This is a genomic window from Pseudomonas sp. NPDC007930 (assembly GCF_042958985.1).
Lineage (GTDB): Bacteria > Pseudomonadota > Gammaproteobacteria > Pseudomonadales > Pseudomonadaceae > Aquipseudomonas.
In genome coordinates this window covers 52,646-77,370 of sequence record NZ_JBIBKC010000004.1, presented here as the reverse complement: position 1 = coordinate 77,370, position 24,725 = coordinate 52,646, and the positions used below count along the sequence as shown (strand labels likewise).

14 protein-coding genes and 1 other RNA gene are annotated in these 24,725 nt (G+C 66.6%); 6 read left to right on the top strand and 9 right to left on the bottom strand.

Features of this window, described 5'->3' with window-relative positions; genetic code table 11:
* Window positions 1-2 precede the first annotated feature (2 nt).
* Both xdhB and xdhA read right to left on the bottom strand, forming a co-directional pair.
* Entirely contained in the window at window positions 3-2,396 is a 2,394-nt protein-coding gene (gene xdhB, locus ACFZCE_RS10680; protein WP_390938745.1) for a xanthine dehydrogenase molybdopterin binding subunit, read from the bottom strand.
* A complete protein-coding gene (gene xdhA, locus ACFZCE_RS10675; RefSeq protein ID WP_390938743.1) occupies window positions 2,389-3,843 on the bottom strand; it encodes a xanthine dehydrogenase small subunit in 1,455 nt (484 codons plus the stop codon). Before xdhA ends, xdhB begins: the two co-directional genes overlap by 8 nt.
* Before the next feature lie 281 nt (window positions 3,844-4,124).
* On the opposite strand from xdhA, the gene ACFZCE_RS10670 reads away from it, so the two are divergent.
* From ACFZCE_RS10670 to ligA, 4 genes are all read left to right on the top strand, one after another.
* Entirely contained in the window at window positions 4,125-4,784 is a 660-nt protein-coding gene (locus ACFZCE_RS10670) for a GntR family transcriptional regulator (protein WP_390938741.1), read from the top strand.
* A gap of 3 nt (window positions 4,785-4,787) precedes the next feature.
* Entirely contained in the window at window positions 4,788-8,276 is a 3,489-nt protein-coding gene (gene smc, locus ACFZCE_RS10665) for a chromosome segregation protein SMC (protein ID WP_390938739.1), read from the top strand.
* Between the two features lie 200 nt (window positions 8,277-8,476).
* Window positions 8,477-9,388, top strand: coding sequence for a cell division protein ZipA (gene zipA / locus ACFZCE_RS10660; protein WP_390938737.1), 912 nt, complete (start codon window positions 8,477-8,479; stop codon window positions 9,386-9,388).
* A gap of 112 nt (window positions 9,389-9,500) precedes the next feature.
* Entirely contained in the window at window positions 9,501-11,822 is a 2,322-nt protein-coding gene (ligA, locus tag ACFZCE_RS10655) for an NAD-dependent DNA ligase LigA (protein WP_390938735.1), read from the top strand.
* Here the strand turns inward: ligA and ACFZCE_RS10650 are convergent.
* Both ACFZCE_RS10650 and ACFZCE_RS10645 read right to left on the bottom strand, forming a co-directional pair.
* On the bottom strand, window positions 11,819-12,190 hold the full coding sequence (locus ACFZCE_RS10650) for a hypothetical protein (protein WP_390938733.1): 372 nt from the start codon (window positions 12,188-12,190) through the stop codon (window positions 11,819-11,821). The genes ligA and ACFZCE_RS10650 overlap by 4 nt on opposite strands.
* Window positions 12,191-12,523: 333 nt before the next feature.
* Window positions 12,524-13,030: a hypothetical protein gene (locus ACFZCE_RS10645; RefSeq protein ID WP_390938731.1), complete on the bottom strand. Its 507-nt coding sequence runs from the start codon at window positions 13,028-13,030 to the stop codon at window positions 12,524-12,526.
* On the opposite strand from ACFZCE_RS10645, the gene ACFZCE_RS10640 reads away from it, so the two are divergent.
* Window positions 13,029-14,219: a putative zinc-binding metallopeptidase gene (locus tag ACFZCE_RS10640; protein WP_390938729.1), complete on the top strand. Its 1,191-nt coding sequence runs from the start codon at window positions 13,029-13,031 to the stop codon at window positions 14,217-14,219. The two genes, ACFZCE_RS10645 and ACFZCE_RS10640, sit on opposite strands and share 2 nt — an antisense overlap.
* Before the next feature lie 141 nt (window positions 14,220-14,360).
* Window positions 14,361-14,457, top strand: an RNA gene (ffs, locus tag ACFZCE_RS10635) — signal recognition particle sRNA small type.
* A 70-nt stretch (window positions 14,458-14,527) separates the two neighbouring features.
* Here the strand turns inward: ffs and ACFZCE_RS10630 are convergent.
* From ACFZCE_RS10630 to ACFZCE_RS10610, 5 genes are all read right to left on the bottom strand, one after another.
* Window positions 14,528-15,652, bottom strand: a complete 1,125-nt coding sequence (locus ACFZCE_RS10630; RefSeq protein ID WP_390938728.1) for a fimbrial protein — start codon at window positions 15,650-15,652, stop codon at window positions 14,528-14,530.
* A gap of 21 nt (window positions 15,653-15,673) precedes the next feature.
* Window positions 15,674-18,130, bottom strand: a complete 2,457-nt coding sequence (locus tag ACFZCE_RS10625; protein WP_390938726.1) for a fimbria/pilus outer membrane usher protein — start codon at window positions 18,128-18,130, stop codon at window positions 15,674-15,676.
* A 29-nt stretch (window positions 18,131-18,159) separates the two neighbouring features.
* On the bottom strand, window positions 18,160-18,897 hold the full coding sequence (locus tag ACFZCE_RS10620) for a fimbria/pilus periplasmic chaperone (protein WP_390938724.1): 738 nt from the start codon (window positions 18,895-18,897) through the stop codon (window positions 18,160-18,162).
* A gap of 59 nt (window positions 18,898-18,956) precedes the next feature.
* On the bottom strand, window positions 18,957-19,514 hold the full coding sequence (locus ACFZCE_RS10615) for a fimbrial protein (RefSeq protein WP_390938722.1): 558 nt from the start codon (window positions 19,512-19,514) through the stop codon (window positions 18,957-18,959).
* Between the two features lie 135 nt (window positions 19,515-19,649).
* Window positions 19,650-24,701 (bottom strand): RHS repeat-associated core domain-containing protein, encoded by a 5,052-nt coding sequence (locus tag ACFZCE_RS10610; RefSeq protein WP_390938720.1) that lies wholly within the window; start codon window positions 24,699-24,701, stop codon window positions 19,650-19,652.
* Between the last annotated feature and the right edge of the window lie 24 nt (window positions 24,702-24,725).

Here is a 24,725-nt window from a genome sequence, read left to right as displayed (position 1 = left end):
GCTCAAACCTCCGGCAGCGGGGCGGTTGCGGGTTCGGCTTGGCGGGCGAGGGCGCGCATCTGCTCGCAGCCCCAGAACACCCGCTCGGGGGTGGCCGGGGCGGCAATGTTGGGCTGCGCGCGGTAGCCGGCGAGGCTGGCGACGGCGTCTTTCAAGGCGCACCACACGCTGATGCCGAGCATGAACGGCGGCTCGCCGACGGCCTTGGAGTGGAACACGGTGGCCTCGGGGTTTTTGCGGTTTTCGACCAGGCGCACGCGGAAGTCCACCGGCATGTCGGCCACCGCCGGGATCTTGTAGCTGGCCGGGCCGCTGGTCAGCAGCTTGCCGTTGGCGCTCCACACCAACTCCTCGGTGGTCAGCCAGCCCATGCCCTGAACGAAGCCGCCCTCGACCTGGCCGATATCGATCGCCGGGTTCAACGAGTCGCCCACGTCGTGGAGAATGTCGGTGCGCAGCAGCTTGTACTCGCCGGTGAGGGTGTCGACGATCACTTCGCTGCAGGCCGCGCCAAAGGCGAAGTAGTAGAACGGCCGGCCGCGGGCGGCGGCGCGGTCGTAGAAGATTTTCGGGGTTTTGTAGAAGCCGGTACTCGACAGCGACACCTGGTTGAAATACGCCAGTTGCACCAGCGCATCGAAGCTCAGGTAGTGCGCGCGCACGCGCACCTGGCCGCCGCGGAATTCGACGTCTTCCTCGCTGACCTGCCAGTGCCGCGCGGCGAATTCCACCAGCCGCTGCTTGATGGTTTCGGCGGCGTTCTGCGCGGCCTTGCCGTTCAGGTCGGCGCCGCTGGAGGCCGCCGTCGGCGAGGTATTGGGGACTTTCTCAGTGTGGGTGGCGGTGATCTGCACGCGGTCGATTTCCACCTGGAACACCTCGGCGACCACCTGCGCGACCTTGGTGTTCAGCCCCTGGCCCATCTCGGTGCCGCCGTGGTTCAGGTGGATACTGCCGTCGGTGTACACGTGCACCAGCGCCCCGGCCTGGTTGAGGAAGCTCGCGGTGAACGAGATGCCGAACTTCACCGGGGTCAGCGCCAGGCCCTTCTTCAACACCGGGCTGCTGGCGTTGTACGCGGTAATGGCCGCGCGGCGTTCGGCGTACTGGGCGCTGGCTTCGAGCTCGGCAGTCATCTCCTCGATCAGGTTGTGCTCCACCGTTTGGTAATAGTGGGTGATGTTGCGCTCGGTTTTGCCGTAGTAGTTGGCCTTGCGCACCGCCAGGGGGTCGAGTTGCAGATGGCGGGCGATGCGGTCCATCACCTCTTCGATGGCGACCATCCCTTGTGGGCCGCCGAAGCCGCGGTAGGCGGTGTTGGAGGCGGTGTGGGTCTTGCAGCGGTGGCCGTTGATGGTGGCGTCGCCGAGGTAATAGGCGTTGTCGGCATGGAACATCGCGCGGTCGACGATCGACGCGGAAAGGTCGGGCGAGCAGCCGCAGTTGCCGGCTAGCTCCAGGGCGATGCCGTGCAGGCGGCCGCGGTCGTCGAAGCCGACGTCGTACTCGAGGTAGAACGGGTGGCGCTTGCCGGTGGTGAGCATGTCTTCGACCCGCGGCAGGCGCATCTTGGCCGGCTGGCCGGTGAGCCGGGCGACCACCGCGCACAGGCACGCGGGGCTGGCGGCCTGGGTTTCCTTGCCGCCAAAGCCGCCGCCCATGCGGCGCATGTCGACCGCCACCTTGTGCATCGGCACCGCCAGCACTTCGGCCACCAGCTTTTGCACTTCGGTGGGGTTTTGCGTCGAGCTGTACACCAGCATGGCGCCGTCTTCGCCGGGCATCACCGAGGCGATCTGGGTTTCGAGGTAAAAATGCTCCTGCCCGCCGATGTGCAGGGTGCCCTGCAGCCGGTGCGGCGCGCTGGCCAACGCGGTGGCGGAGTCGCCGCGCTGGTGGGTGTGGCTGGCGAGCACGAAGTGGCGTTTGCGCAGGGCCTCGACCACGTCGAGCACCGGCTCCAGGTCCTGGTATTCGATGATCGCCGCCATCGCCGCGGCGCGGGCCGTGGCCAGGTCGGTGGCGGCCACCGCCAGCACCGGCTGGCCAACGTACTCCACGGTATCGATGGCCAGCAGCGGGTCTCCCGGCAGCAGCGGGCCGATGTCTTTCAAACCGGGAATGTCGGCGTGGGTGATGGCGATGCGCACGCCGGCAAAGGCATAGCAGGGCGTGGTGTCGATGCGCAGGATGCGCGCATGGGCACGGTCGGATTGGCGCGCGTACAGGTGCAACTGGTTGGGAAACTCCAGCCGGTCGTCGATGTACAGTGCTTCGCCGGTGACGTGCTTGTCGGCGCTCTCGTGCTTGATCGGCTTGCCCACGCCGGTGTGAATACCCTGGCGGAAGCGTTCGGCGAGTTGTTCGGGGCTCAGTGTTTCAGCGTGCTCAGCCATGCTCGGTCACCCGCGTAGGTACAGTGGGTTGGGTCAGTTCCAGGTGGCAGCGGCGCAGCAGGTTTTGCGCGGCGAGCTGGCGGTATTCGCGGCTGGCACGGAAGTCCGAGAGCGGGGTGAAGTCCCCAGCCAGGGCGCTGCAGGCCGCCTCCAGGGCCGCGCTGCTGAACACCTTGCCGAGCAGCGCCGCCTCACAGGCGGCGGCCCGTTTGGGGATCGCCGCCATGCCGCCAAAGGCCAGCCGCGCCTGGCGGATCACGCCGTCTTCGAGGTGCAGGTTGATCGCCGCGCACACCGCCGAGATGTCGTCGTCGAGCCGCTTCGACAGCTTGTAGGCGCGAAACGCCTGGCCCGCGCGGGCCCGCGGCACGATCACCGTTTCGATGAATTCACCCGGCTCGCGCACGGTCACCCGGTAGTCGATGAAGTAGTCTTCCAGCGCCACCGTGCGCCGCCGCGCGCCTTGGCGCAGCACCACGCTGGCGCCCAGGGCGATCAGCAGCGGCGGGCTGTCGCCGATCGGCGAGGCGTTGCCGATGTTACCGCCCAGGGTGCCCTGGTTGCGGATCTGCAGCGAGGCGAAGCGCTGCAACAGGTGGCCGAAGTCGGGGTACTCGCTGGCCAGCGCCGCGTAGCAATCGGTGAGCGGGGTGGCGGCGCCGATTTCCAGGTGCTCATCGAATACCGTCACGCCCTTGAGTTCGGGCACGTTGCCGAGGTAGATCAGGTGCGCCAGCGGGCGGTGGAACTGGGTCACTTCCAGCGCCAGGTCGGTGCCGCCGGCCAGCAGCCGCGCGTCGGGGTTGGCCAGGTAGAGGGTGGCCAGTTCGGCCACGCTGGCCGGTACCTGGCAGCGCCGCTGGCCGTTATCCAGGCTTGGGGTGCCCGCAGCGCTGATGCTGCGCAGGCGCGCCACGGTGCTGGCCTGGGCGGCATCGAACTGGTCTGGCAGCCGGGCGCCGCAGGCCTGCTCGGCGGCGGCGAGGATCGGCCGGTAGCCGGTGCAGCGGCAGAGGTTACCGGCCAGCGCCTGTTCGGCCTCGTTACGGTCGGCGCCCTGGGCGTTTTTTTGCAGGGCGAACAGCGACATCACAAAGCCGGGGGTGCAAAAGCCGCACTGCGAGCCATGGCAGTCGGCCATCGCCCGCTGCACGCTGTGCAGTTCGCCCTGGTGCTTGAGGTCTTCGACGCTAAGCAACTGCTTGCCGTGCAACGCGGCAACGAACGTCAGGCAGGCATTCAGGCTGCGGTAGCGCAGCGCCGGCTGGCCGTCGGCGCCGGGCTGCAGCTCGCCGACCACCACCGTGCAGGCGCCGCAGTCGCCGCTGGCGCAGCCTTCCTTGGTGCCGGTGCGGCCTCGCTGGCGGCGCAGGTACTCCAGCACGGTGAGGTTAGGGTCCAGCGTGTGTTCGCTGATCAACTGCTGGTTGAGTAAAAACTGGATCACGGTAAGCGCCTCTCGCTAAGGCTGTTCTTTCTGGGCCTGCCATAGGTGGCCGTGGCAGGCCGGCGGTGCCGGGCGAAGGGCCCTGAAACCCTGCTGATCCTATTAATAGCTGACTTTCTGGTCAAATTATTTCTGACCTTGAAGTCAGCTTGTTCGCCCGTGGCCGATCGTGAAGCATCAGCGTGCTCGATTCGTGCCAGTTCGCCCCTGCTGTTTTTGCGAGCAGATGCGATACAATCGGCGCCTTTACGCCAGCCCACGCGCCTTTTTGAAGGAACACCATGACGTTCAAGGCTCTTGACAGCCTCGCCGAGCAAATTGCCCAGCACCTGGCCGAGCGCATCATCCGTGGCGAGTTGCGCCCGGGCGAGCGTATTCAGGAGCAAAAGGTGACGCAGGCGCTGGACGTCAGCCGTGGCTCGGTGCGCGAGGCGCTGCTGATCCTCGAGCGGCGCCATTTGATCGTGATCCTGCCGCGCCGTGGTGCCCAGGTTTCGCGCATCACCGCCCACCATGTGCGCAGCTTGTGCACGCTGATGGGTGAACTGTACATCCTGCTTGGCCATGCCGTGGCCGAGCGGTGGCAGGCCGCCGACGAACTGGCGCCGTTCCTGATCCTGCAGCAACGCCTCGAAGCCGCCCGCCAGGCGCAGAACATCGACGCCTTCGTCGAAGACAGCTTCAACGTGATGCGCGCCGCCTACCCGTTCGCCGACAACCCCTACCTGCAGGAAACCGTCGAAAACCTGCAGCCGGCGATGAGCCGCTTCTATTACCTGGCCCTGGAGCAGCGCAAGGCGTCGATGAGCGATTACCTCGAGTTGTTCGCGCGCCTGCTCGAGGCGGTGCGCCAACGCCACCCCGGCGGCATCCGCGAGGTGCTTACCGCCTATGGCCAGCGCAGTTGCGAGCAAGTGCTCGCCGCCCTGGAACAGGCCTGACCGATGCGGCTTAAATGCATCCGCCTGGCGGGGTTCAAATCCTTCGTTGACCCAACCACCGTGAACTTCCCCAGCAACATGGCGGCGGTGGTCGGGCCCAATGGCTGCGGCAAGTCGAACATCATCGACGCGGTGCGCTGGGTGATGGGCGAAAGCTCGGCGAAAAACCTGCGCGGCGAGTCGATGACCGACGTCATCTTCAACGGCTCGACCAGCCGCAAGCCGGTCAGCCAGGCGAGCATCGAACTGGTGTTCGACAACGCCGAAACCACCCTGGTGGGCGAATACGCCGCCTACGCGGAAATCTCCATCCGCCGCAAGGTCACCCGCGACGCGCAGAACACCTATTACCTCAACGGCACCAAGTGCCGGCGCCGCGACATCACCGACATCTTCCTCGGCACCGGCCTGGGCGCGCGCAGTTATTCGATCATCGAGCAGGGCATGATCAGCAAGCTGATCGAGGCCCGCCCCGAAGAACTGCGCAACTTCATCGAAGAAGCCGCGGGCATCTCCAAGTACAAGGAGCGCCGCCGCGAAACCGAAACGCGCATCCGCCGCACCCAGGAAAACCTCGAACGCCTGACCGACCTGCGCGAAGAACTCGAGCGCCAGCTCGAGCGCTTGCACCGCCAGGCCCAGGCCGCCGAGAAGTACCAGGAATACAAAGCCGAGGAGCGCCAGGTCAAGGCGCAGCTGTCGGCCCTGCGCTGGAGCGCGCTGAACGAACAAGTAGCCCAGCGCGAAAGCCTGATCGGCGACCAGGAGGTCAGCTTCGAGGCGCTGGTGGCCGACCAGCGCAGCGCCGATGCCAGCATCGAGCGCTACCGCGACGGCCACCATGAGTTGTCCGAGCGCTTCAACCAGGTGCAGGCGCGCTTCTATTCGGTGGGCGGCGACATCGCCCGCGTCGAGCAGAGCATCCAGCATGGCCAGCAGCGCCTGCGCCAGTTGCAGGACGACCTGCAAGAGGCCGAGCGCGCCCGCCAGGAAACCGAATCGCACCTGGGCCACGACCAAACCCTGCTGGCCACCCTCGGCGAGGAACTGGCCATGCTCGAGCCCGAGCACGAACTGGCCGCGGCCGCGGCGGAGGAGGGCGCCGCTGGCCTGGAAGAAGCCGAGGCCGCCCAGCAGCACTGGCAAGAACAGTGGGACACCTTCAACACCCGCTCCGCCGAGCCGCGCCGCCAGGCCGAGGTGCAGCAGGCGCGCATCGCCCAGTTGGAACAGGCCATGGAGCGCCTGGCCGAGCGCCAGCGGCGCCTGGGCGAAGAACGCACGCAACTGGCGGCCGACCCAGAAGCCGCCGCGTTGCTGGAGCTAGCCGAGCAACAGGCCGAGGCCGAGCTGCAACTGGAAACCCTCCACGCCGAGGAGCTGGAACAGGCCGAGGCGCTGGAACTCACCCGCCAACAACTGCAAACGCTGAACGCCGAGCAACAGCGTGCGCAAGGCGAGCAGCAGCGCCTCGAAGGCCGCCTGGCCTCGCTCGAAGCCCTGCAACAAGCCGCCCTCGAACCGGGCAGCGGCACCGCCGAATGGCTCGCCGGCCAAGGCCTGGCCCAGCGCCCGCGGCTGGCCGATGGGCTGAAGGTCGAGGCCGGCTGGGAGCAGGCGGTTGAGGCGGTGCTCGGCGCTGACCTGCAAGCGGTGCTGGTCGAAGACCTCGACGCCGCCGACTACAGCGGCTTCGAACAGGGCGAACTGCGCCTGGCCCAGGCCGGCCGTGGCGGCAGCGCGCCGGCCGGCAGCCTGCTGGCCAAGGTGCAGGCCAGCGTTGACCTGGCGCCGTGGCTGGCCGCTGTGCAGCCCGCAGGCAGCCTTGAACAGGCCCTGGCCCGGCGCGCCGGCCTGGCCGATGGGCACAGCTTTGCCACCCGCGATGGTTACTGGGTAGGCCGGCACTTTTTAAGGGTCAGCCGTGGCAACGAAGCCCAGGGCGGCGTGCTCGCCCGCGCCCAGGAGCTCGATGCGCTGCGTGCCCGTGGTGAGCAAGGGCAACTGGCCCTGGAAGCCCTCGATGAGCAACTTGCCAGCCTGCGCCAGGCCCAGGCCGACCAGGAGCAGCAGCGCGAACAACTGCGCCGGCGCCTGCAGGACGAAGCCCGCCAGCACAGCGAGGTGAAGGCCCGGCTGAGCGCCGGCCAGGCCCGCGCCGAGCAGCTTACCCTGCGCCGCCGCCGCCTCGACGAAGAGTTGGCCGAGGCCAGCGAGCAGCGCGCGCTGGAAACCGAAGCCATCGGCGAAAGCCGCCTGCTGCTGCAGGCCGCGCTAGACGCCATGGCCGACGACACCGAACAACGCGAGTTGCTGATGGCCCAGCGCGACCAGGTGCGCGAGCGCCTCGAGCAGGTGCGCCAGGCCAACCGCCAGGACCAGGACAAAGCCCACCAGTTGGCCCTGCGCCTGGGCTCGCTGCGCGCCCAGCATGCCTCCACCGCCCAGGCCCTGGAGCGCCTTGAGCAACAATCGGTGCGCCTGGTCGAGCGGCAGGAGCAACTGGCGCTGAACCTCGAAGAAGGCGACGCGCCGCTGCTGGAACTGCGCGAGCGCCTTGAGGCGCTGCTCGAGCAGCGCATGGCCGTGGACGACGAAATGCGCATCGCCCGCGCCGCAATGGAAGACGCCGACCGTGCCCTGCGTGAATCGGAAAAACGCCGCACCCAGGCCGAGCAGCAATCGCAACTGTTGCGTGGCCAGTTGGAGCAGCACCGCATGGAATGGCAAGCGCTGAGCGTGCGCCGCACCGCCCTGGCCGACCAACTGCGCGCCGACGGCTACGACCTGCACGGGGTGCTCGCCACCCTCGAGGCCGGCGCCACCGAGCAGGGCGCCGAGCAAACCCTCGGGCTGATCGACGCGCGCATCCAGCGCCTGGGGGCGATCAACCTGGCGGCGATCGAGGAGTACCAGCAGCAGTCCGAGCGCAAGCGCTACCTCGACGCGCAGAACGCCGACCTGGTCGAAGCGCTGGACACACTTGAAAACGTAATCCGCAAGATCGACAAGGAAACCCGCAACCGTTTCAAGGACACCTTCGACCAGGTGAACGGCGGTTTGCAGGCATTGTTTCCAAAAGTTTTTGGTGGCGGTTCCGCGTATTTGGAACTCACGGGCGAAGATCTACTCGATACGGGGGTAACGATCATGGCCCGGCCGCCCGGCAAGAAGAACAGCACCATCCATTTGTTGTCCGGTGGCGAAAAAGCCCTGACCGCCCTGGCCCTGGTGTTTTCGATTTTCCAGCTCAACCCCGCGCCGTTCTGCATGCTCGATGAGGTAGACGCGCCGCTCGACGACGCCAACGTTGGCCGCTACGCGCGGCTGGTCAAGGAAATGTCGCAAACGGTGCAGTTCATCTACATCACCCACAACAAGATCGCCATGGAAATGGCCGACCAGTTGATGGGCGTGACCATGCACGAACCGGGCTGCTCGCGGTTGGTGGCGGTGGACGTCGAAGAGGCCATGGCCATGGTCGAAAGTTAGCCGCGGGAGGGCGAAACATGCCCAAATGCAAGCCGCAGGCGACTGACGGTGTAAAGTTTCCCAAGGGCGTGTTAGTTTAATGTTCAAATTTTTCTATGCGTGGGTAAAAACGCCAACCAGAACAGCGGCTTGGCGCCACGATTTCAAGGGGTTTACACCCTGGTTCATCGTCAACATCTTCAATCGAGGCACAGGTTTACATGGAAATCGGTCTGCGTGAGTGGCTGATCGTCATCGGCGTCATCGTGATCGCCGGTATTTTGTTCGATGGCTGGCGGCGCATGCGCGGCGGCAAGGGCAAGTTGAGGTTCCGCCTCGACCGTAACTACGCCAACATGCCCGACGACGAAGGCAGCGCCGAGGTGCTGGGCCCGCCACGGGTGCTCGACACCCCCCAGGAGCCGGACCTCGACGAAGACGACCTGCCGTCGATGAGCGCGCCGGTGCGCGAGCCCAAGGAAAGCCGCAAGGCCAAGAAGGCCGCCGCCGCGGCAGCCGCCGCCGAAGCTCAGCGTGAAGCGCCGCGCGGCCCGTCGCCGCGCCAGGGCGACCTTGACCTGGCCGTCGACGAGCCGCGCTTCTCGGCCCGCGAGCCGCTGCGCGAGCGTGAGCGCCACAACGACTTCCCCGACGAAGACGCCCCGGCCAGCCACGGCGGCGAGGCAGGCTTTTTGGCCGAGCCCGACGAAGTGCTGGTGATCAACGTGGTGTCGCGCAGCGAAACCGGCTTCAAAGGCCCGGCGCTGTTGCAGAACATCCTCGAAAGCGGCCTGCGCTTCGGCGAAATGGACATCTTCCACCGCCACGAGAGCATGGCCGGCAACGGCGAGGTACTGTTCTCCATGGCCAACGCGATTCGCCCTGGGGTGTTCGACCTCGACGACATCGACCACTTCAGTACCCGCGCGGTGAGCTTCTTCCTCGGCCTGCCCGGCCCACGCCACCCCAAGCAGGCGTTCGACGTGATGGTCGCCGCCGCGCGCAAGCTGGCCGCCGAGCTCGATGGCGAGCTCAAAGACGACCAGCGCAGCGTGCTCACCGCCCAGACCATCGAGCACTACCGCCAGCGTATCGTCGAGTTCGAGCGCCGGGCGTTGACCCAAAAGCGTTAAGCGCTGTTACTCAAATCGCCCGGCACAGCCGGCCTCCCACAGGATTGAAGGCTAATCTGTGAGAGGCCGGCCTCGCCGGGCGATTGTTTTTCACCCCAGCAGATCCCAGCCCATGAACACCGCCGAAACCCGCATCCTCGAACTTCGCCAGCAACTGGATGAGCACAACTACCGCTACTACGTGCTCGACGAACCCAGCATTCCCGATGCCGAATACGACCGCCTGTTTCGCCAACTGCAGGCCCTGGAAGGTGAAAACCCGCAGCTGATCACGCCCGCCTCGCCCACCCAGCGGGTTGGCGGCGCGGCGCTCAGCGCGTTTGCCACGGTGCGCCATGAAATCCCCATGCTCAGCCTGGGCAACGCCTTCGAAGAGCAAGACCTGCTCGACTTCGACCGCCGCGTGCACGACGGGCTGGACACCGGCACCGTGCAGTACAGCTGCGAGCCCAAGCTCGACGGCCTGGCGGTGAGCCTGCTGTACCAGGACGGCCAACTGGTGCGGGGCGCCACCCGCGGCGACGGCAGCACCGGCGAAGACATCAGCGTGAACGTGCGCACCATCCGCAACGTGCCGCTGAAACTGCAAGGCAGCGGCTGGCCGGCCACCCTCGAGGTGCGCGGCGAGGTGTACATGAGCAAGGCCGGCTTCGAGCGGCTCAATGCCCAGCAGGCCGAGGCCGGCGGCAAGACCTTCGCCAACCCGCGCAACGCCGCGGCCGGCAGCCTGCGCCAGCTCGATTCGAAAATCACCGCCAGCCGCCCGCTGGAGTTCTGCTGCTATGGCGTGGGCCAGGTCAGCCACGACATCGCCGACAGCCACATCGGCAACCTCAAACAGTTGCAGCAGTGGGGCCTGCCGATCAGCCGCGAGCTGAAGGTGGCTACCAACGTGGCTGAATGCCTGGCGTACTACCGCGACATCGGCGCGCGGCGCCAGGCCCTGGCCTATGAAATCGACGGCGTGGTGTTCAAGGTCAACGCCATTGCCGCCCAGCGCGAGCTGGGCTTTCGTGCCCGCGAGCCACGCTGGGCGATCGCCCATAAATTCCCCGCATCCGAGGAACTGACCGAGCTGCTCGGGGTGGACTTCCAGGTCGGCCGCACCGGCGCGGTCACCCCGGTGGCGCGGCTCAAGCCGGTGAAGGTGGCCGGCGTGACGGTGGCCAACGCCACCCTGCACAACATGGACGAAGTGGCCCGGCTGGGGGTGATGATCGGCGACACGGTGATCATCCGCCGCGCCGGCGACGTGATCCCGCAAGTGATGCAGGTGGTGCTCGAGCGCCGCCCCGAAAGCGCCCGCCCAGTGGAGGTGCCCAGCCACTGCCCGGTGTGCGGCTCGGAGGTTGAACGCACGCAACTGGTCAAGCGCGCCAAGGGCAAGCAAACCGTCAGCGAGGGCGCGGTGTACCGTTGCGTTGGCCGCCTGGCCTGCGCCGCGCAGCTCAAGCAGGCGATCATCCACTTCGTTTCGCGGCGGGCGATGGACGTCGACGGCCTGGGCGACAAGATCGTCGAGCAACTGGTCGACAGCGGCCTGGCGCGCTCGCCGGCCGACCTCTACACCCTCACCGAGGCACAGGTGTTGGCGCTGGAAGGCTTTGCCGAGGTGTCGAGCCGCAACCTGGTCAACGCCATCGCCGCCAGCCGCCAGCCGGCCCTGGCGCGCTTTATCTTCGCCTTGGGCATCCCTGAAGTGGGTGAGGAAACTGCCAAGGTGCTGGCCCGTTCGCTGGGCAACCTGGAGCGGATCATGGCGGCCAAGCCGCTGCTGCTGACCTACCTGCCCGACATCGGCCACGAAGTGGCTTACGAGATCGCCCACTTCTTCGAGGAAGAACACAACCGCACGGTGATCGAGCAACTGCTGGCCCGCGGCGTCGAACCGCAAGGGCAGGGCGAGCTGCACGCGGAGTTCGCCGCCGGCACCACGTTCGAATCGCTGGTGGAAAAACTCGGCATCGCCTACGTAGGCCCAGGTGCCGCGCAAAAGCTCGCGGAGAAGTTCGGCTCGCTTGAGAAGCTTGCCGAGGCCGACTGGCTCGACCTGCGCCAAACCGTGACCGAACGCAGCGCCAAGGCCGTGCGCGAGTACTTTGAGGACCAATCACGGCGCGCTGAAGCCCTGGCCCTCGAGGCCCAGCTCAAGGCCTTTGGCATGCACTGGACCAGCGCCCGCCAGGGCGGCGGCGAACACCTGCCGCTGGCCGGGCAAACCTGGGTGCTCACCGGCACCCTGGAGAGCATGACCCGCGACGAGGCCAAGGACAAACTCGAAGCCCTGGGCGCCAAGGTGGCCGGCTCGGTGTCGGCGAAAACCCACACCGTGGTGGCCGGCCCGGGGGCCGGCTCGAAGCTGGCCAAGGCGCAGCAGCTGGGGGTGCGTACCCTGGACGAGCAGCAGTGGCTGGAGGCGTTAGCAGGGTTTTAGTGGGGCGTGAAGCTTGCCTCTGAACAGGACCATCGAGTTTTGAAGCTTTCGATTTGAAGGCCTGTCATGAAATGATTAGCAGACGACAACAAGTAGGTGGGGCCTTGGTTGGCGGGGCGTTCGCAAATGCTGTTATGGTGATCATACTCAACCCAACGGTTCTGCTGTTGCTGAGTGCCGATGTTCAGTGCTTGTCCGTTAGTGGTTTGAAAGCGTGCACATTCAAGCCTGGCGGCATGGAAAGCCTCGAAATCCCTATAAAAAACCACGCCCGTCACGACCTTGCCCGACGGGCATGACTGTACGGGGTCTGCCTTGTTTACCGCGACATTAGATATGTCATAGGCTCTGAACGGTTGGTCGTTCATGTCTCGAAGGCTAGCGCATTGATAGGAAAAGCGCGTGGGGCCCTCCATATACAGCCCCAGTAGTACGCCATTGCTACAGGATGCAGGCCGATCCGAGTCCATCGCGGTGAAGCTCCCCGGCAGCGTTCTGAGCCCGGCCGTGGTCGTTGAGGGCGTTTGCAGTAGGGCGCAGTTCATGGCGCTGGTGGTAGAACGCAGGCCCGCGCCAACGATTTTCAAATGGGGCGCGACGTAGGTCACTTCAGACGGGTTCCCCACCCAAGCACTGGCCTTGCTGAGAATCGCTTGAACGGAGAGTTTTTCAGTGCTGGTGGTACGGGCCGTCGCTTGCAGCTAGACCCACCATTGCTGTTTGCCGTCACCGGTCGTCTCGGAGCAGTCTCTATCGCTGATCAACAGCGTTGCGGTAGACGGCATTTTTTCAACCAGCACCGTGTCAGGGCTGTAATCGCAGGAGCGGTTGTAAGCAGACTGGCCCTCCCCGTCGACGATAACCGGGCAATCCTGATTGCTACCGTTATAGAGGTGTACGATGGCGGAAGAATCTGCGGCTTGGGCGCCCGCCGTGGTGGCACTGATTGCAGGCGCCATGTTGAGGCCCGCGAGGCAGGCCGCCACGCACATCAGCGCCTTGGCTTTGGTGAAGTAAAAAGTGTTCACGATGCTTTCTCCGCCGTGAGGGTATGTTGGGGTCGAGACTAACCAATCACGCGCCATCCGGAACCTAGCAAGGTTGAGGGGTGTGTGCCTGTACACCTCTGCCGCGCCGCTGGCCGAAAGCGCTGAACTGTTTGCCGCGGCAAGTATCCATTGCCCATCAGCCAAGGAGGTGTGGGTCATGCCAGGTTCGTTCAAATCGTTATCGTCTCGGCTTGTTCGCGAGCCAGCGGCTGCGCCCGCGCCTTCCAGGCGTTGGGCTTGCCGCTGTGGGCAGGCGATTTTTTTCGTCAACAGCCGTTGCCTGGCCTGCGAGGCAGCGTTGGGTTACATCCCCTCGGAGGGCATTGTCAGCAGCCTCAGCGGCCCTGATGCCAACCACTGTTGGCAAGGGGATGCCTCGGCTGGCGCGAAGCTTTATCGGCGTTGCGCCAATCTCGATACGCCAGCCGCTTGCAATTGGCTGGTCCCGGCCGGCGACCCCAACCCGTTGTGCCAGGCGTGCCGGTTGAACCATACGATCCCCGACCTTTCGGTGCCCGAGAACTCCGGCTATTGGCTGAAGGTTGAAACCGCCAAGCGGCGGATGGTGGCGCAACTGGTCGGGCTGGGCCTGGCAGTGATCCCCAAGGCTGAAGACGAACCCAACGGGCTGTCGTTTGACTTCATCGGCACCGACACGGCGGGCAATGCGCCCACCACCGGCCATGCCAATGGCTTGATCACCCTCGACATCAAGGAAGCCGACGACGCCCACCGTGAGCAGGTGCGCAAGAACCTGCGCGAACCTTACCGCACCTTGCTTGGGCATTTTCGCCATGAGGTCGGCCACTATTATTGGGACCGCCTGATCGCCGGTAGCACCTGGCTGGAACCCTTCCGCGCGCTGTTCGGCAATGAGCAGGCCAGCTACGCCGACGCGCTCGAGCAGCATTACCAGCACGGCGCGCCCGCTGATTGGGCCGAACATTACGTGAGTGCCTACGCGACCATGCACCCGTGGGAGGACTGGGCGGAAACCTGGGCGCATTACCTGCACATGATGGACGCGGTCGACACCGCGTTGGGTTTTGGGATGAGTGGCCACGACACGGGCTTGGATTACGTGTCTTACCCGCTCAGTACGTTGTATGCGCCTGAGCATGAAACCGGCCCGGCGTTTTTAACCTTCATCAATGCGTGGATCGAGTTGGCCGGCATGCTCAACGAGCTGTCGCGGGCCATGGGCCAGCCAGACTTCTACCCGTTCGTGCTGCCGCCCGCGGTGGTGGCCAAGCTGCATTTTATTCACTTGGTGGTTCAGCAGGCCGGTGGCCGGGCCGACGAGATCATTGAAGAAGCCGAAGCGGTTGCCCAGGCGGATCAGGCCTAGTGCCCACGCGGCGCTCGAAGGCGCGTTAACGCGCTGAGCGGGTTGGCTTTTTTTGTGGGCGCCGGTTGTAACCGGCCGCCAAGCCTGTACAATGGCCCCCGCTCGCCGGGCAACCCGGTGCAGCGTGCGTTATGGTGGCCCCATCGGTCCCCTCGCAATGATTACCCGTTAACCTGGTCAGGCCCGGAAGGGAGCAGCCACAGCGGGAACATCGTGTGCCGGGGTGTGGCTGGTGGGGCCGCCACCCTCCTGTTTACCCCCCCTTATTGCCCCGCTGTTGTGCCCGGCCCCCGAAGGCGCCAGGGCGCTCACTCGTACGTGACGGTAAACTTCAAGGCAGCTTGCACCTTGCCCGCCTTCACTGGGTCGGCGAGTTTCGCCAGGCGCGCATTGAAGCCCAGCGCCAGGTCGCCGTCGGCCACTGTGTTCATCCGCTCCTTGCGGGCCAATGGCATCGGCGTGCGGGCATCGGCGCGCAGCATCTGCACCCCGACGTTCTGCGCCGTGGCGCCATGGCCCAGGCTGAACAGGCCGCTGTCCGGGTCGAGCGGCGCCGAGCCTTCGGCGGGGTCCAGTTGCACGTAGATGCCCAGTACGCTGCCCGCCGGCGGCTTCAGGCAGCCGGTGAGGTTGAGCGTGAAGGGCACCGCCGGCGTGTAGCTACCCTGGGCGAAGCTGGCCAGGTCGTGGCTGCCCAGGTCGACCGGGTTGGGGCTGATCGGGGTGGGCGCGGTGCCGCAGCCGGTCACCACGATCTCGGCGCTCAGGCCCATCTCCCAGAGGTCGCTGATCTGCCCGGCAAAAGGGCTGAGGCGGCTGCTGAACTGCTTCTGGCCCGGGTCCAGACGGTAGCGCCCGGGCTCCAGCGGCCCGGTCTTGACCAGATGGACCACCCAGAACTGGTTGGGGATGAAGCCGATGTCGTGGGCTCTGCGCAGGCGTTGCTGGGCCACAAAGGGCGCCATGGCCGGGCCATTGGCGTCGAAGCTGTCAGCGTTGCCGCCGCTGAACCGGCTGCCCCAGTCGATCGCGGCGCCGATGCCTGGCACTGAGGTTTGCCGGATTTTGTCTGCTGGCGGCAGCGTACGGTTGCCGCCGCCACTGGCCGTGGCGTTGAGAACCGCTGGCGGTTGCAGCGCGTCGACGGTCAGGGTGTTGATGACAGGAGTGTCGCTGTCACGGTTATAGCACTTCCAGTGGCTGGGCGACGCGGCGGTGGCACGCAGGTTGTAGCTTTGGCCGCCAATCAAACTGCCATCGGCCTGGGTGCTTTCAACGTACAGAGTATCGGGGATCCGCAGGATCAGATCGGTCGGGCCAGAGTCGTTGCGCCAGAAACAACCCGGGCCTACGGGATAGTCATTGGCCGCTGTGGGCAGGGGCAGAGTGCTGGTGGCCAGCGCCGCCAGCAGAGTGAGGCTGGGTTTGAACATGGGTGGGTCCTGCCTGAAGGGCTAGTCGGTGCACGTGGCGTGGTGGGTTTCGAAGCCCTGGTGGTGTTTGGCCTGGGCCGGGTCGAGGGCGAGCCAGCAGCGCTCGCCGGCGCTGGCGCCCCAACGCACCAGCAACCTCAAGGGCTGGCCATCGCTTTCGAGCAGCGCCTGGCCGGCTTGCCCGAGAATGCCCAGAGTGCCGCCGTCGCGGCCAAGCAGTTCGGCGCCAAACGGTAACGGCTGGCCATCGGCGGCGTGGGCGGTGAGCAACAGCCGGCGCACCTGGCGGCCCTCGAAGCGCACCTTGGTCACCGCGCCGCGGCGCGGCACCAGTTGCGCCAGGCCGTTGGCGATCTCAACGTCGGGGCCCAGCTCACTGGTGTCGAGGCGCACGCTGTTGCGCCGGTAAGGCCGCAGGTAGGGCGCCAGGGCCAGGCCTTGGGCGTTGGTTTTACTGGCGCTGTTGCTCACGCCCACGCCGGCGATGCCCGGCACCTCGACGATGCCGAAGGTTTCTCCCAGGTAAGGGCCGGCGATCAGCGTACCGGCGTGCGCCACCCAGGCGCCGCTGGCATTGAGCGACACGCTTTGGTAACGGGCGCCGGCGCTGGCGCCCAGCCCCAGGTTGAAGGCCTGGCTTTGCCAGTTGGCCGAGGCCGAACCCTGGCTGCCCTGGCTGTCGTTGTGGGCCACCGCGGCGCGCCAGCTCAGCGGCAGGCCTTGGGCGCGGCCGTTGAGTGAGGCGCGTTGGCTCAGGCGTTCACCGCTGTGTTGGGCATCGTAGCTGAGGCTGCTGGCGCGGGGCGTGCCCAGTGGCAGGGTCAGGCCCAGGCCCCAGTGGTGGATCTCACGCCGGCGCTCATCGAAGGTTTGCGCCGCGTACAGGCTGATCGACAGCTCGCGCCAGCGCGTGTTGAACGAGCCCTGGAATTGCCGCCGCTGGCGCTCGGCACCCCAGTAGCGCTCCTGGCTGTAGGTCAGGTTCAGGCTGGAGCGCTCGCCCACCCCTTGGTACAGCGCCGCTTCCAGGCGGCTGCGGCGCGAGCCCAAGGCGGTGCTGGCGTGGCGGTCGCGCACCGCTTCGTCGAATTCGCGAAAGCCTTCGGTGGAGTAGCGGTAGCCGGCGAAGCGCAATTGGGTGCGGCTGGCGAAGGCTTTGCCGTAGCGCAGCGCGTAGCTCATGCCCTGCAGGCCCGGGGTTTGCGAGTGGGTCAGGTCCCCTGCCAGCGCGCCGAAGGCGCCGAGGTCGCGCGCCAGGCCGAGGCTGCCGGCATGGTAGAAGCCGGCAGCCTGGCCACCGCCGTAGAGCGTCCAGCGCTCCGGCAGGCCGCGGGCCAAGGTCGCCTGGGCCAGCATGGGCCGGCTCAGGGCTGCCCCGGCCGGCACGTATTGCCCGACCGCCGCGGAATAGCGCCACACGCCATCACGTAGCAGGTTGCCGAGGGTCGAGTAGGCTTGGGTGAAGTTCGCCTCGCTGCCGTCTTCTTCGATCACCCGCACCTCCAGCTCACCGCTGCCGGTCACCGAGAGGTCGTCGAGGGTGAACGGCCCGGGGCTGACCGTGGTGGTGTAGAGCAGGTAGCCGTTCTGCCGCACCTCTACCCGCGCGCGGTCCTTGGCGATGCCGCGGATCACCGGCGCATAGGCTTGCAGCACGTCGGGCAGCATGTCCATTTCCGTGGCCAGTTGTACCCCGCGCAGCGGCACGCTGCGAAACACCTCGCCGCCGCTGAAGGTTTCGCCCAGGGTCAGGGTCGAGCGCCACGGGCTGATGTCGCGCTGGGCGTAAGTGGTGTGGCGTTGCCAGCGCTGGCCACTGTCGCTCAGCGCCTGGCTGGTGCGCAGGCGCCAGTCCCCGAGGTTGGCGCCGCCGTTGAGGTACAGCGCATGTTGCGGGCTGCTGCCGCCGTAGCGGCTGCGCGCGTGGCTGAGCGAGGCCTGGTAGTTGACGAAGGCCGCGCTCACCCCGCTGTCCCATTCATGGGGTTGGGTGGCGCCCAACCGGCGCACCTGCATGGCGGCCTGAGGCACCTGCAGGGTGAGGGTGAAACGCTGGGTGTCGAGGGCGACCCGGCTGCCTTCGATCGCCTGCATCAGCCCGGTGCACTGCGCCAAGGCGTCCAGCGCCTGTGGCTGCACGCCGGCCTCGACCAGCCAGGCGCGGCTCAGGCAGGGCAGCAGGCGGCCATCGGCGCCGCGTTCCAGGGCCAGCTCCTGCGCGCCCAGAGGTTCGTCGTTGAGGTATACGCTGAAGCGATAGCGGCCCTCGGGCAGGCTGTCGCCCTCGGCGAGGCTGGCCAGGCTGGTGGCGGCGGTGCCCTCGGGGTAGCCGGGGGTGGCGCGCAAAAACGCTGGGTCAAAGCCTGCACCAGTGCTGGCCTGGGCCGTGCCGGCCAGGCCGAGCAGCAGCCCGGCCAGTGGCAGCCGCGCGCGCACGGCGGCCCGGCCTGCCTGGCCAGGGGGGAGGGGTAGGTTCATGGGCGTCCTTTCAAACCGGTGTGGCGGGCTCAGGGCCCTTCGGGCAGCGGCAGGGTCACGGCGGGGGTGTCGCCGCCGTAGTCGTTGATCACCGACAGCGCCAGCCGCGCCGGGCTGCCGACGTTTTGCGGCAGGGGGTAGCGGCGCTGGCTGAAGGGCTCGGCCATCGGCGCGGTGGTCAGGGCGTACTCACCGTTCGGCCCACTGAGCTTGAGCAGGCGAAACGAGTAATGGAACGGCGTGGGGTTATCCACCTGCAGCCAGGCTTGGCCGCCTTCCTGTACCCGCCGCCAGCGCAGTTGCGGCAGTTGCTCGGTGGGGTCTTGGTTGCGCAGCGCGGTGGGGCGCAGGAACACCTTGATGCGGGTGCGCAGGGCCAGGCGCAGGCGGTTGCCTGGCTCGGCGGTTGCCTGGGGGATTTCCTGCAGGTTGAACCAGAACACGCTCTCCCGATCGGTGGGCAGGTCGTGGGGCAGGCGGTTGAGGGTGACCATCTGCTCCTGGCCCGGCTCTAGCCGGAACAGCCCCGGCGCCGGTAGCAGCGGCACCGGTGTATGGGTGTCGTCGGCGCCGGTGTTGACCCACACCTGGGCGGCGTAGGCTTCGCGGCTGGGGTTGCGCACGATCAGCGCGGCGCTGCGTTTGTCTTGCGCCAGGATCACGCGGGTGGCGCTGATGCTCAGCGCGGCCTGGGCGGAAGTGGCCAGCAACGCCAGCAACGCCGCGGCGCAGGCCGGCATGGCTGCGCTCAAACGAAAATTAGGCATGGTAGGGCTCGGCAATTACGCGGCAACGGAAGGGGCAGCGTGGCCGCCCCGGTGAGGCGTCAGTTGACGATCACTTCAAGGCTGACGTCGGCGTTGGCATGGCCCGGCGTGACCGTGGCGGCGGTCGAGCGGTAGTGGGCGGTGAAGTTCAGGTCGGTGTTGCCGCTGGCGTTGAGGGCGTATTCCTCGGACCGCGCGCCATGGCCGACCAGCTTGCCGCTGGCATCGCGGATACCCAAGGCGATGCCGCCGGCCGGGCTGTTGTCGGGGTTCAAGGCAAACAACGTGTCGCCACTGGCGCCGCCGTGGCGGCCGTCGAACTTGACCACCGCGGCGTTCTGGTCAGGGTTGCTAGGGTCCCAGCCGGTGCATTGGGTCGGGTCGGTTACGCGCAGGTTGAACGTGCGGTTGTTGTGCTCGGTGCCGGCGCCGCGGAAGTCCGACGCATAGGCCTCGCCCATTTCCACGGTGCCGTTGCTGCCGCCGCCGGGGGCAATGATTTCGATCGGGCAGGTGCCCCCGGAGAGGATTTCGCCGGTGAAGTTGATGGTGCCGGTGTTGGCCTGCGCGGCGCTGGCCAGGGCGAGCAAGGGCAGGCCCAGAATAAGGCGTTTCATGTGGGAAGAACTCCTGTAAACGGTACAGGAGGCGACAGCCGCCCCCCGGCGGCACCGGGGGGGCCGGTGCCGCGGGGTGGGAGAGTAGAGGGTGTGGCGAGGGGTGGGTATCGGCGCGGGTCTGAGTTTGGGGGGCTAGCCGCGTACTACCGCGGGATCCAGCGTTGCGCTCGCCACGTGTATAGGGCTTGGGCCGTTTTCATTCCTTACAGCACGCGCGGCGGCGTCCATATAGGGGCTACGTGCCTGGCCAGTGTTTGCCAGTGGCTGTTTTGGGGGGCTTGGGGGCGGCAATGGCGCAGTGGAGTAGTTGCTAGTGCCTGAACCACTGCTGCTGATGCTGCTGCGGGAGTAATCAACGCTTGGGGTCGGCGAACGTGGTGGTGGTTCAACTACAACCTTAACGGTCCTGAAGTGACCCTCTAGCAAATCTTCGGCTGAATCGAGTGCTTGCCCTTGGCTTACCTGGCTTGCATTCGATGCGCGGCGTGAAACGCTGGCCCCACTCACGCTTGATCGTGAGGATACGCTCGCCGCAACTTCGTCGGACAATTCGACAGCGCTGACCGATGAGCGCCTGGAACCCACATCCGCCGTACTCGACGCCCGCCTGGCCCCAGCCTTGCCCGCCCCCCCGATGGCTTTCTCGACCCCCTTGCTCACCGCCATCGAGCCAATCCCCAGGCCGATCGAAACCCACATCAGGGCATCGTTGTCTGGGTCGACCAATGAGGCGATGCCGGTGCCCAGCGCGGCTGCCGCCACCGCGGCGGAACCGGCCAGGGCCAGCGCGGCGCCGCCCAAGGGGGCGGTGACCACGCCGATGATCATCTGCACCACGCTCACCGCCTCCCAGGCGATAAAACCCAGGGTGAGCATGTTGAACAACGAGCCCAGCAAGCCGCCACCGCCTTCGGCCGGCTTCTCCGGGGCAATGTAATAGGGCAGGTTGGCGGCGGTCCAGATCGGCATCGGCGCGTGGCCGCTGGGGTCGTGCAACATGATCGGGTTGCCTTGGGCGTAGCGGTAGGGGTTCAGCCCGCCCGCGCCGAACGGGCTTTCGCTGTCGGGGCGGTTGAAGCTCATCAACCCCGGCAGGTACAGCCGGTAGCCGCGCCCGAGCAGGTAGGCGTCGCGGGCGGCGTCACGGGGTTCGCCATTGAACCCCAGCGCGTGGCTGGCGCTGCCTTCGGCCTGGTGATGGCTGCCGTAAGCGCTGTACACCGCGCGGCTGAGGCGGTTGGCCTGCCATTGGCCGGTCACGCTACCGGCGCTGTCGCTGAGCAGCGCGCTGGCCTCGCCGCTGCCGTCGAGCAGTGCCAACGGGGTACCGGCGGTGCTCAGGTAACGTTGCTGGCCGCTGCCTTCGCGGGTGTGGTCCAACCTGTAGCCCTCGTAGAAGCGCGCCTGGCGCTGCCCGCCATGCTCCACCGCGCACAGGCTGCCATGGGGGTCGTAATGGTAGGTGCTGCGCCCGGCGGCGTCGGTCAGGGCGGCGAGGCGGCCGAGGCTATCGTACTCCAGGGTGGTGGTGGCGTTGTCCAGGGTGCGGCCGGTCATCTGGCCGTTGGCATCGTAGCTGAAGGTTTCCTGCAGCGTCGGTTTGTTGGGTTGGGTATGGGTGGCACTGGCCAGTTGGCAGGGGTCGCTGGCGGAGTAGCTGAAGGCGCTGACCGAGGCCCCTCCTTCGGCGAGGGTGGTCACCAGGCGGACGACGTTATCCAGGGTATCGAGCATGAACACCTGCGAGGTATACGCCGCGCCAAACCGGTCCCGCGGCAGCCAGGCCGGCTCGCCACTGCACGTATGGGCTTGCAGGCGGTTGCGCCGGTCGTAGCTAAAGCGTTCGCTGAGCGCTGGCGCCGTGCTAGCGCCGCTATACGTATCGCGCCCGGCCAAGGTGCCGTCACCATGCCAATGCAGTACCTGCTTGCGCAGCGTGTTGCCACTGGCGGCTTCAAGGTGCTCACGCTCGGCTTCGCGGCCGAGCCCATCGTAGGTCAGTTTCACTTGCACGCCGGCGCAGAGCTGCTCCGCCACCCGGCCGAAGCGGTCATAGCCTTGGCTGGCGACGGTGCCATTGGCGCTGTGGCGCTCCAGCCGCCCGGCGCCATCGTAGGCCCACAGGCTACGGCCCATACCGCTGTCTTCCCGCCATAGGCGGCGGCCTTGCACGCTGTGGCCGTAGGTACTGGTGTAGGTGCTGCCCTCACGGGTTTCTTCGATCAGTTGGCCCAGCCGGTTGTAACCGTAGGTGCAATCGATGGCCGCAGCCTGGCCCTGGTGGGAGGCCTGCGGCCCAGCCCTCTGCAGCCGGCCGGTGACTGAGTCATAGCCAAAGCTGTAATGCTGGTTATTGGCACTGAGGGTTTGCGGGCCTTGGCTCAAGGCCGGGCGGTAGGTGTAGCCCAACAGGCTGCCATCGGCGAGCGTGATCTCTTCGGGCGCTGGGTGGGCGCCACTGTAGCGGTACGCCACGGTGCGCTTGCCGATGGTGGTTTGCGTCACCCGGCCCAGTTGGTCGAACCCTCGGCTGGCCAGCTCGGTGAGGGCGTTGGCATTGCGCCCATGGCTGAGTGTGGCGAGCATCGCCTGCGGGGTGTGCTCCGGGTAGCCCTGGCCCACCAGGTCACCATTGGCCAGGGTGATCAGTTGGGTGCGGCCCCAGGCATCGTAGCTGTAGGCGGTGGTGCGTTCGCCGTAGTCGCTGCCGTCGTCCAGCCACACGCTATACCACTGTACCTCCCGCAGCAGTTGCCCGAGGCCGTCGTAATGGTAGGTGCGCTTCTCGGCCAGGGTACCGCTGGCGTCATAGGTGGAGGTCACTGCCGCCTTGCCGAAAGCGTTGTACTCGGTTTCGGTCACGCCGTCAGTGGCGCTTTCGTCACCGCCCGCGGCCTGCCGCCAGCTGCGCACCACCGGGCCGGCGGCGCCGAAGGGGCTGGTAGCGCTGACCCGGCGTACCCCATCGGGGCCGGTGCTGGCGCAGCGCTGGCCCCAGTCATCGTACTCATGGGTCGTGGTCAGCGCGCGCGCCGGGCCGCTGCTGTCGACGTTGTCGTATTCGGTTTCCTCTTCGAGCTGGCCCAGCGCGTTGTAGCGGCCCTCCCACTCACAGGTGCTGCTGGCCGCCTCGCCCCAGCCTTCATCGAGGTGGCGCTCCAGCGGGCGGCCAAGGCCATCGACCTTGACCCGCCGGCACACGCCCGCGGCGCTGGTTTCGGTGTGTTCGGCCAACACATAGGGCACCGTGCCGGCGGGCGGGGTGTAGAGGCTGTAGCTGAACCGGCGTGTGGCCTCGATCTCTTTGTCACCCGGGGCGATGGTCAACGCCAGCAGGCGGCCCAGGCCATCGTAGCGGGAGGCCGTGGCCACCCCCAGGGCATCCTCGGCGGCCAGGGTTCGGGCTGTGAGCAGGCACTGCTGCACAACCGTGGTGGTGGTGGTGCCGTCGCTGTTGGTTTGCTCGACGGTGGTTTTCAGCCGCCCATCGAGCCGCTCATAGCGGTTGCTTTGGGTACTGCTGTGGCCGTTATAGCGGGCGGTGCGAGCGTCCAGGCGGCCAAAGCTGACGCGGTCAGTGGCATCGGCGTGATAGGTGTAGTCCACCGCCTGGCTCGCCAGTTGCGTGCCATCGGCGCTTTGCACCAGTGTGTTGACCTGCTCTACCAGCAGGTAGTTGCTCGTAGCCTGAGCACCAGGTACCTGGCGGGTCAGTTGTTTTTGCGCCAGGGCCGGCAGGGGCAAGGCGGTGTAGCGGTATTCGGTCACCTCCACCACCCCGCCGCCGTCGATGTGCTGTTCCGGCGCCGCGGGCGCAGGGCTGCGGGTGCTGGCCTTGATGTGCCGCACAAAGCCCCAGGGGTCTGCCGGGCAGCCGTCCTCACCGGTGGCGGCATAGTAGGTGAAGGCGGTCTGCACGCCGCTGGGCTCGACCTGCAAGGTCACGTTGCCATGCTCATCGTATTCGGTGCGGGTGGTTTCCTCACGGGCCTGTTCGGGCCGCTCCGGTGTCGCCGGCTGGTGCCAGCGAGAGGTGAGTTTTTTCGCCAGTTGGAAGGTCCCGGGCAACTCATCGAAGTTTTTCCCGGTGAGGTCGCCGTAATCGGTGGTTCGGGTGAAGGTGCAGTCGCCCTGTTGGGTGACTTCGCTCAACGGCAGGTGGAAGCGGTTGTAGGTACGCTGCACGGTGCGGGTTTTGCCAGCGTGCTGTTGGCGGATGGTGGTGCTGTATTGGTAGTCGCTGCGTACCTTGTACAACGGCTCGGTGCCGTCGGCTGGCCAACTGGTGATTTCGTTGTAGCCAAGGAAGTTTTTTTCCTGGGCGCTGTAGCTGAAGGCCTGTACCACCGGCTCGGCGCCGGGTGTGGGGAGCAGGGTGTACTGGGTCACCCGCGGCAGGTCGGGGCGCCCGCCGGGTACTTTGTGCACGCCGTGGTACAGCATTTGCTCGATCGCGCCCAGCGGTTGCTGCACTTGGCTGATGGTCGGGTAGTTGGCGTTGTCGTAGTAGCTGAAGGCCCACTGGCCACCGATGCTCGGTGGCAGGGTGAGGGTGTGCAGGCGGCCACCCTGGAAGGCCATCCGGTAATAAAAATCCTCGGTTTCGCTAGGTACGTGCAGCAGCAGGTCGCTGCCGGCCTTGGCGAGGCGCAGCAGCTCCGTGGCGTATTCATCGACGATGCGCACCAGCCGAGCGCGGCCGTTGTCCGGGGTGTATTCCAGGGCAATCCAGCGGCCGTTCGGGCCCTCGATCACGGTCGGCACCAGGTACTCGCCAAAGCCTGGGCTGCTCAAATGCTCGACCCGCCCGTCACGGTGCACCACCCGCGCGTGCTGGCTGTCGTCGCGAAACAACCTGAACGACTTCAAGTGGGATTGAAACACCTGAGGCTCGCCGCCTGTTTGCGCGCCAATGGCAAAACGCTCGCCAGTGCTCAAGGCCAGGGTGCGCGGCGCCGTGGTGTGCAGCCGGCTGAGGTTGGGTGCCCAGCCCTGGCCGTAGCCCCAATCGTCGTTACCCAGCGGGCTGAAGCTGAGCACCAGGCTGAAGTCCGGCCCGGCCAGGTCATTGGCCGGCGCCATCGGCACCGTCACGTTGAAGTGATAAAGGCCCGTGCGCGGATCAACGCCGCCACTGGCGGCACTGGCGAAGTTCTGGGTCGCGGAAGACAGGTTTTCAGCCATGGCATCACCGGGATCAAAGAATGA

Coding starts and splice junctions, on each gene's coding strand:
- xdhB (WP_390938745.1), bottom strand. CDS start 2,396: ATGGCTGAGCACGCTGAAACACTGAGCCCCGAACAACTCGCCGAACGC.
- ACFZCE_RS10670 (WP_390938741.1), top strand. CDS start 4,125: ATGACGTTCAAGGCTCTTGACAGCCTCGCCGAGCAAATTGCCCAGCAC.
- smc (WP_390938739.1), top strand. CDS start 4,788: ATGCGGCTTAAATGCATCCGCCTGGCGGGGTTCAAATCCTTCGTTGAC.
- zipA (WP_390938737.1), top strand. CDS start 8,477: ATGGAAATCGGTCTGCGTGAGTGGCTGATCGTCATCGGCGTCATCGTG.
- ligA (WP_390938735.1), top strand. CDS start 9,501: ATGAACACCGCCGAAACCCGCATCCTCGAACTTCGCCAGCAACTGGAT.
- ACFZCE_RS10650 (WP_390938733.1), bottom strand. CDS start 12,190: ATGAACGACCAACCGTTCAGAGCCTATGACATATCTAATGTCGCGGTA.
- ACFZCE_RS10640 (WP_390938729.1), top strand. CDS start 13,029: ATGCCAGGTTCGTTCAAATCGTTATCGTCTCGGCTTGTTCGCGAGCCA.
- ACFZCE_RS10645 (WP_390938731.1), bottom strand. CDS start 13,030: ATGACCCACACCTCCTTGGCTGATGGGCAATGGATACTTGCCGCGGCA.
- ACFZCE_RS10630 (WP_390938728.1), bottom strand. CDS start 15,652: ATGTTCAAACCCAGCCTCACTCTGCTGGCGGCGCTGGCCACCAGCACT.
- ACFZCE_RS10625 (WP_390938726.1), bottom strand. CDS start 18,130: ATGAACCTACCCCTCCCCCCTGGCCAGGCAGGCCGGGCCGCCGTGCGC.
- ACFZCE_RS10620 (WP_390938724.1), bottom strand. CDS start 18,897: ATGCCTAATTTTCGTTTGAGCGCAGCCATGCCGGCCTGCGCCGCGGCG.
- ACFZCE_RS10615 (WP_390938722.1), bottom strand. CDS start 19,514: ATGAAACGCCTTATTCTGGGCCTGCCCTTGCTCGCCCTGGCCAGCGCC.
- ACFZCE_RS10610 (WP_390938720.1), bottom strand. CDS start 24,701: ATGGCTGAAAACCTGTCTTCCGCGACCCAGAACTTCGCCAGTGCCGCC.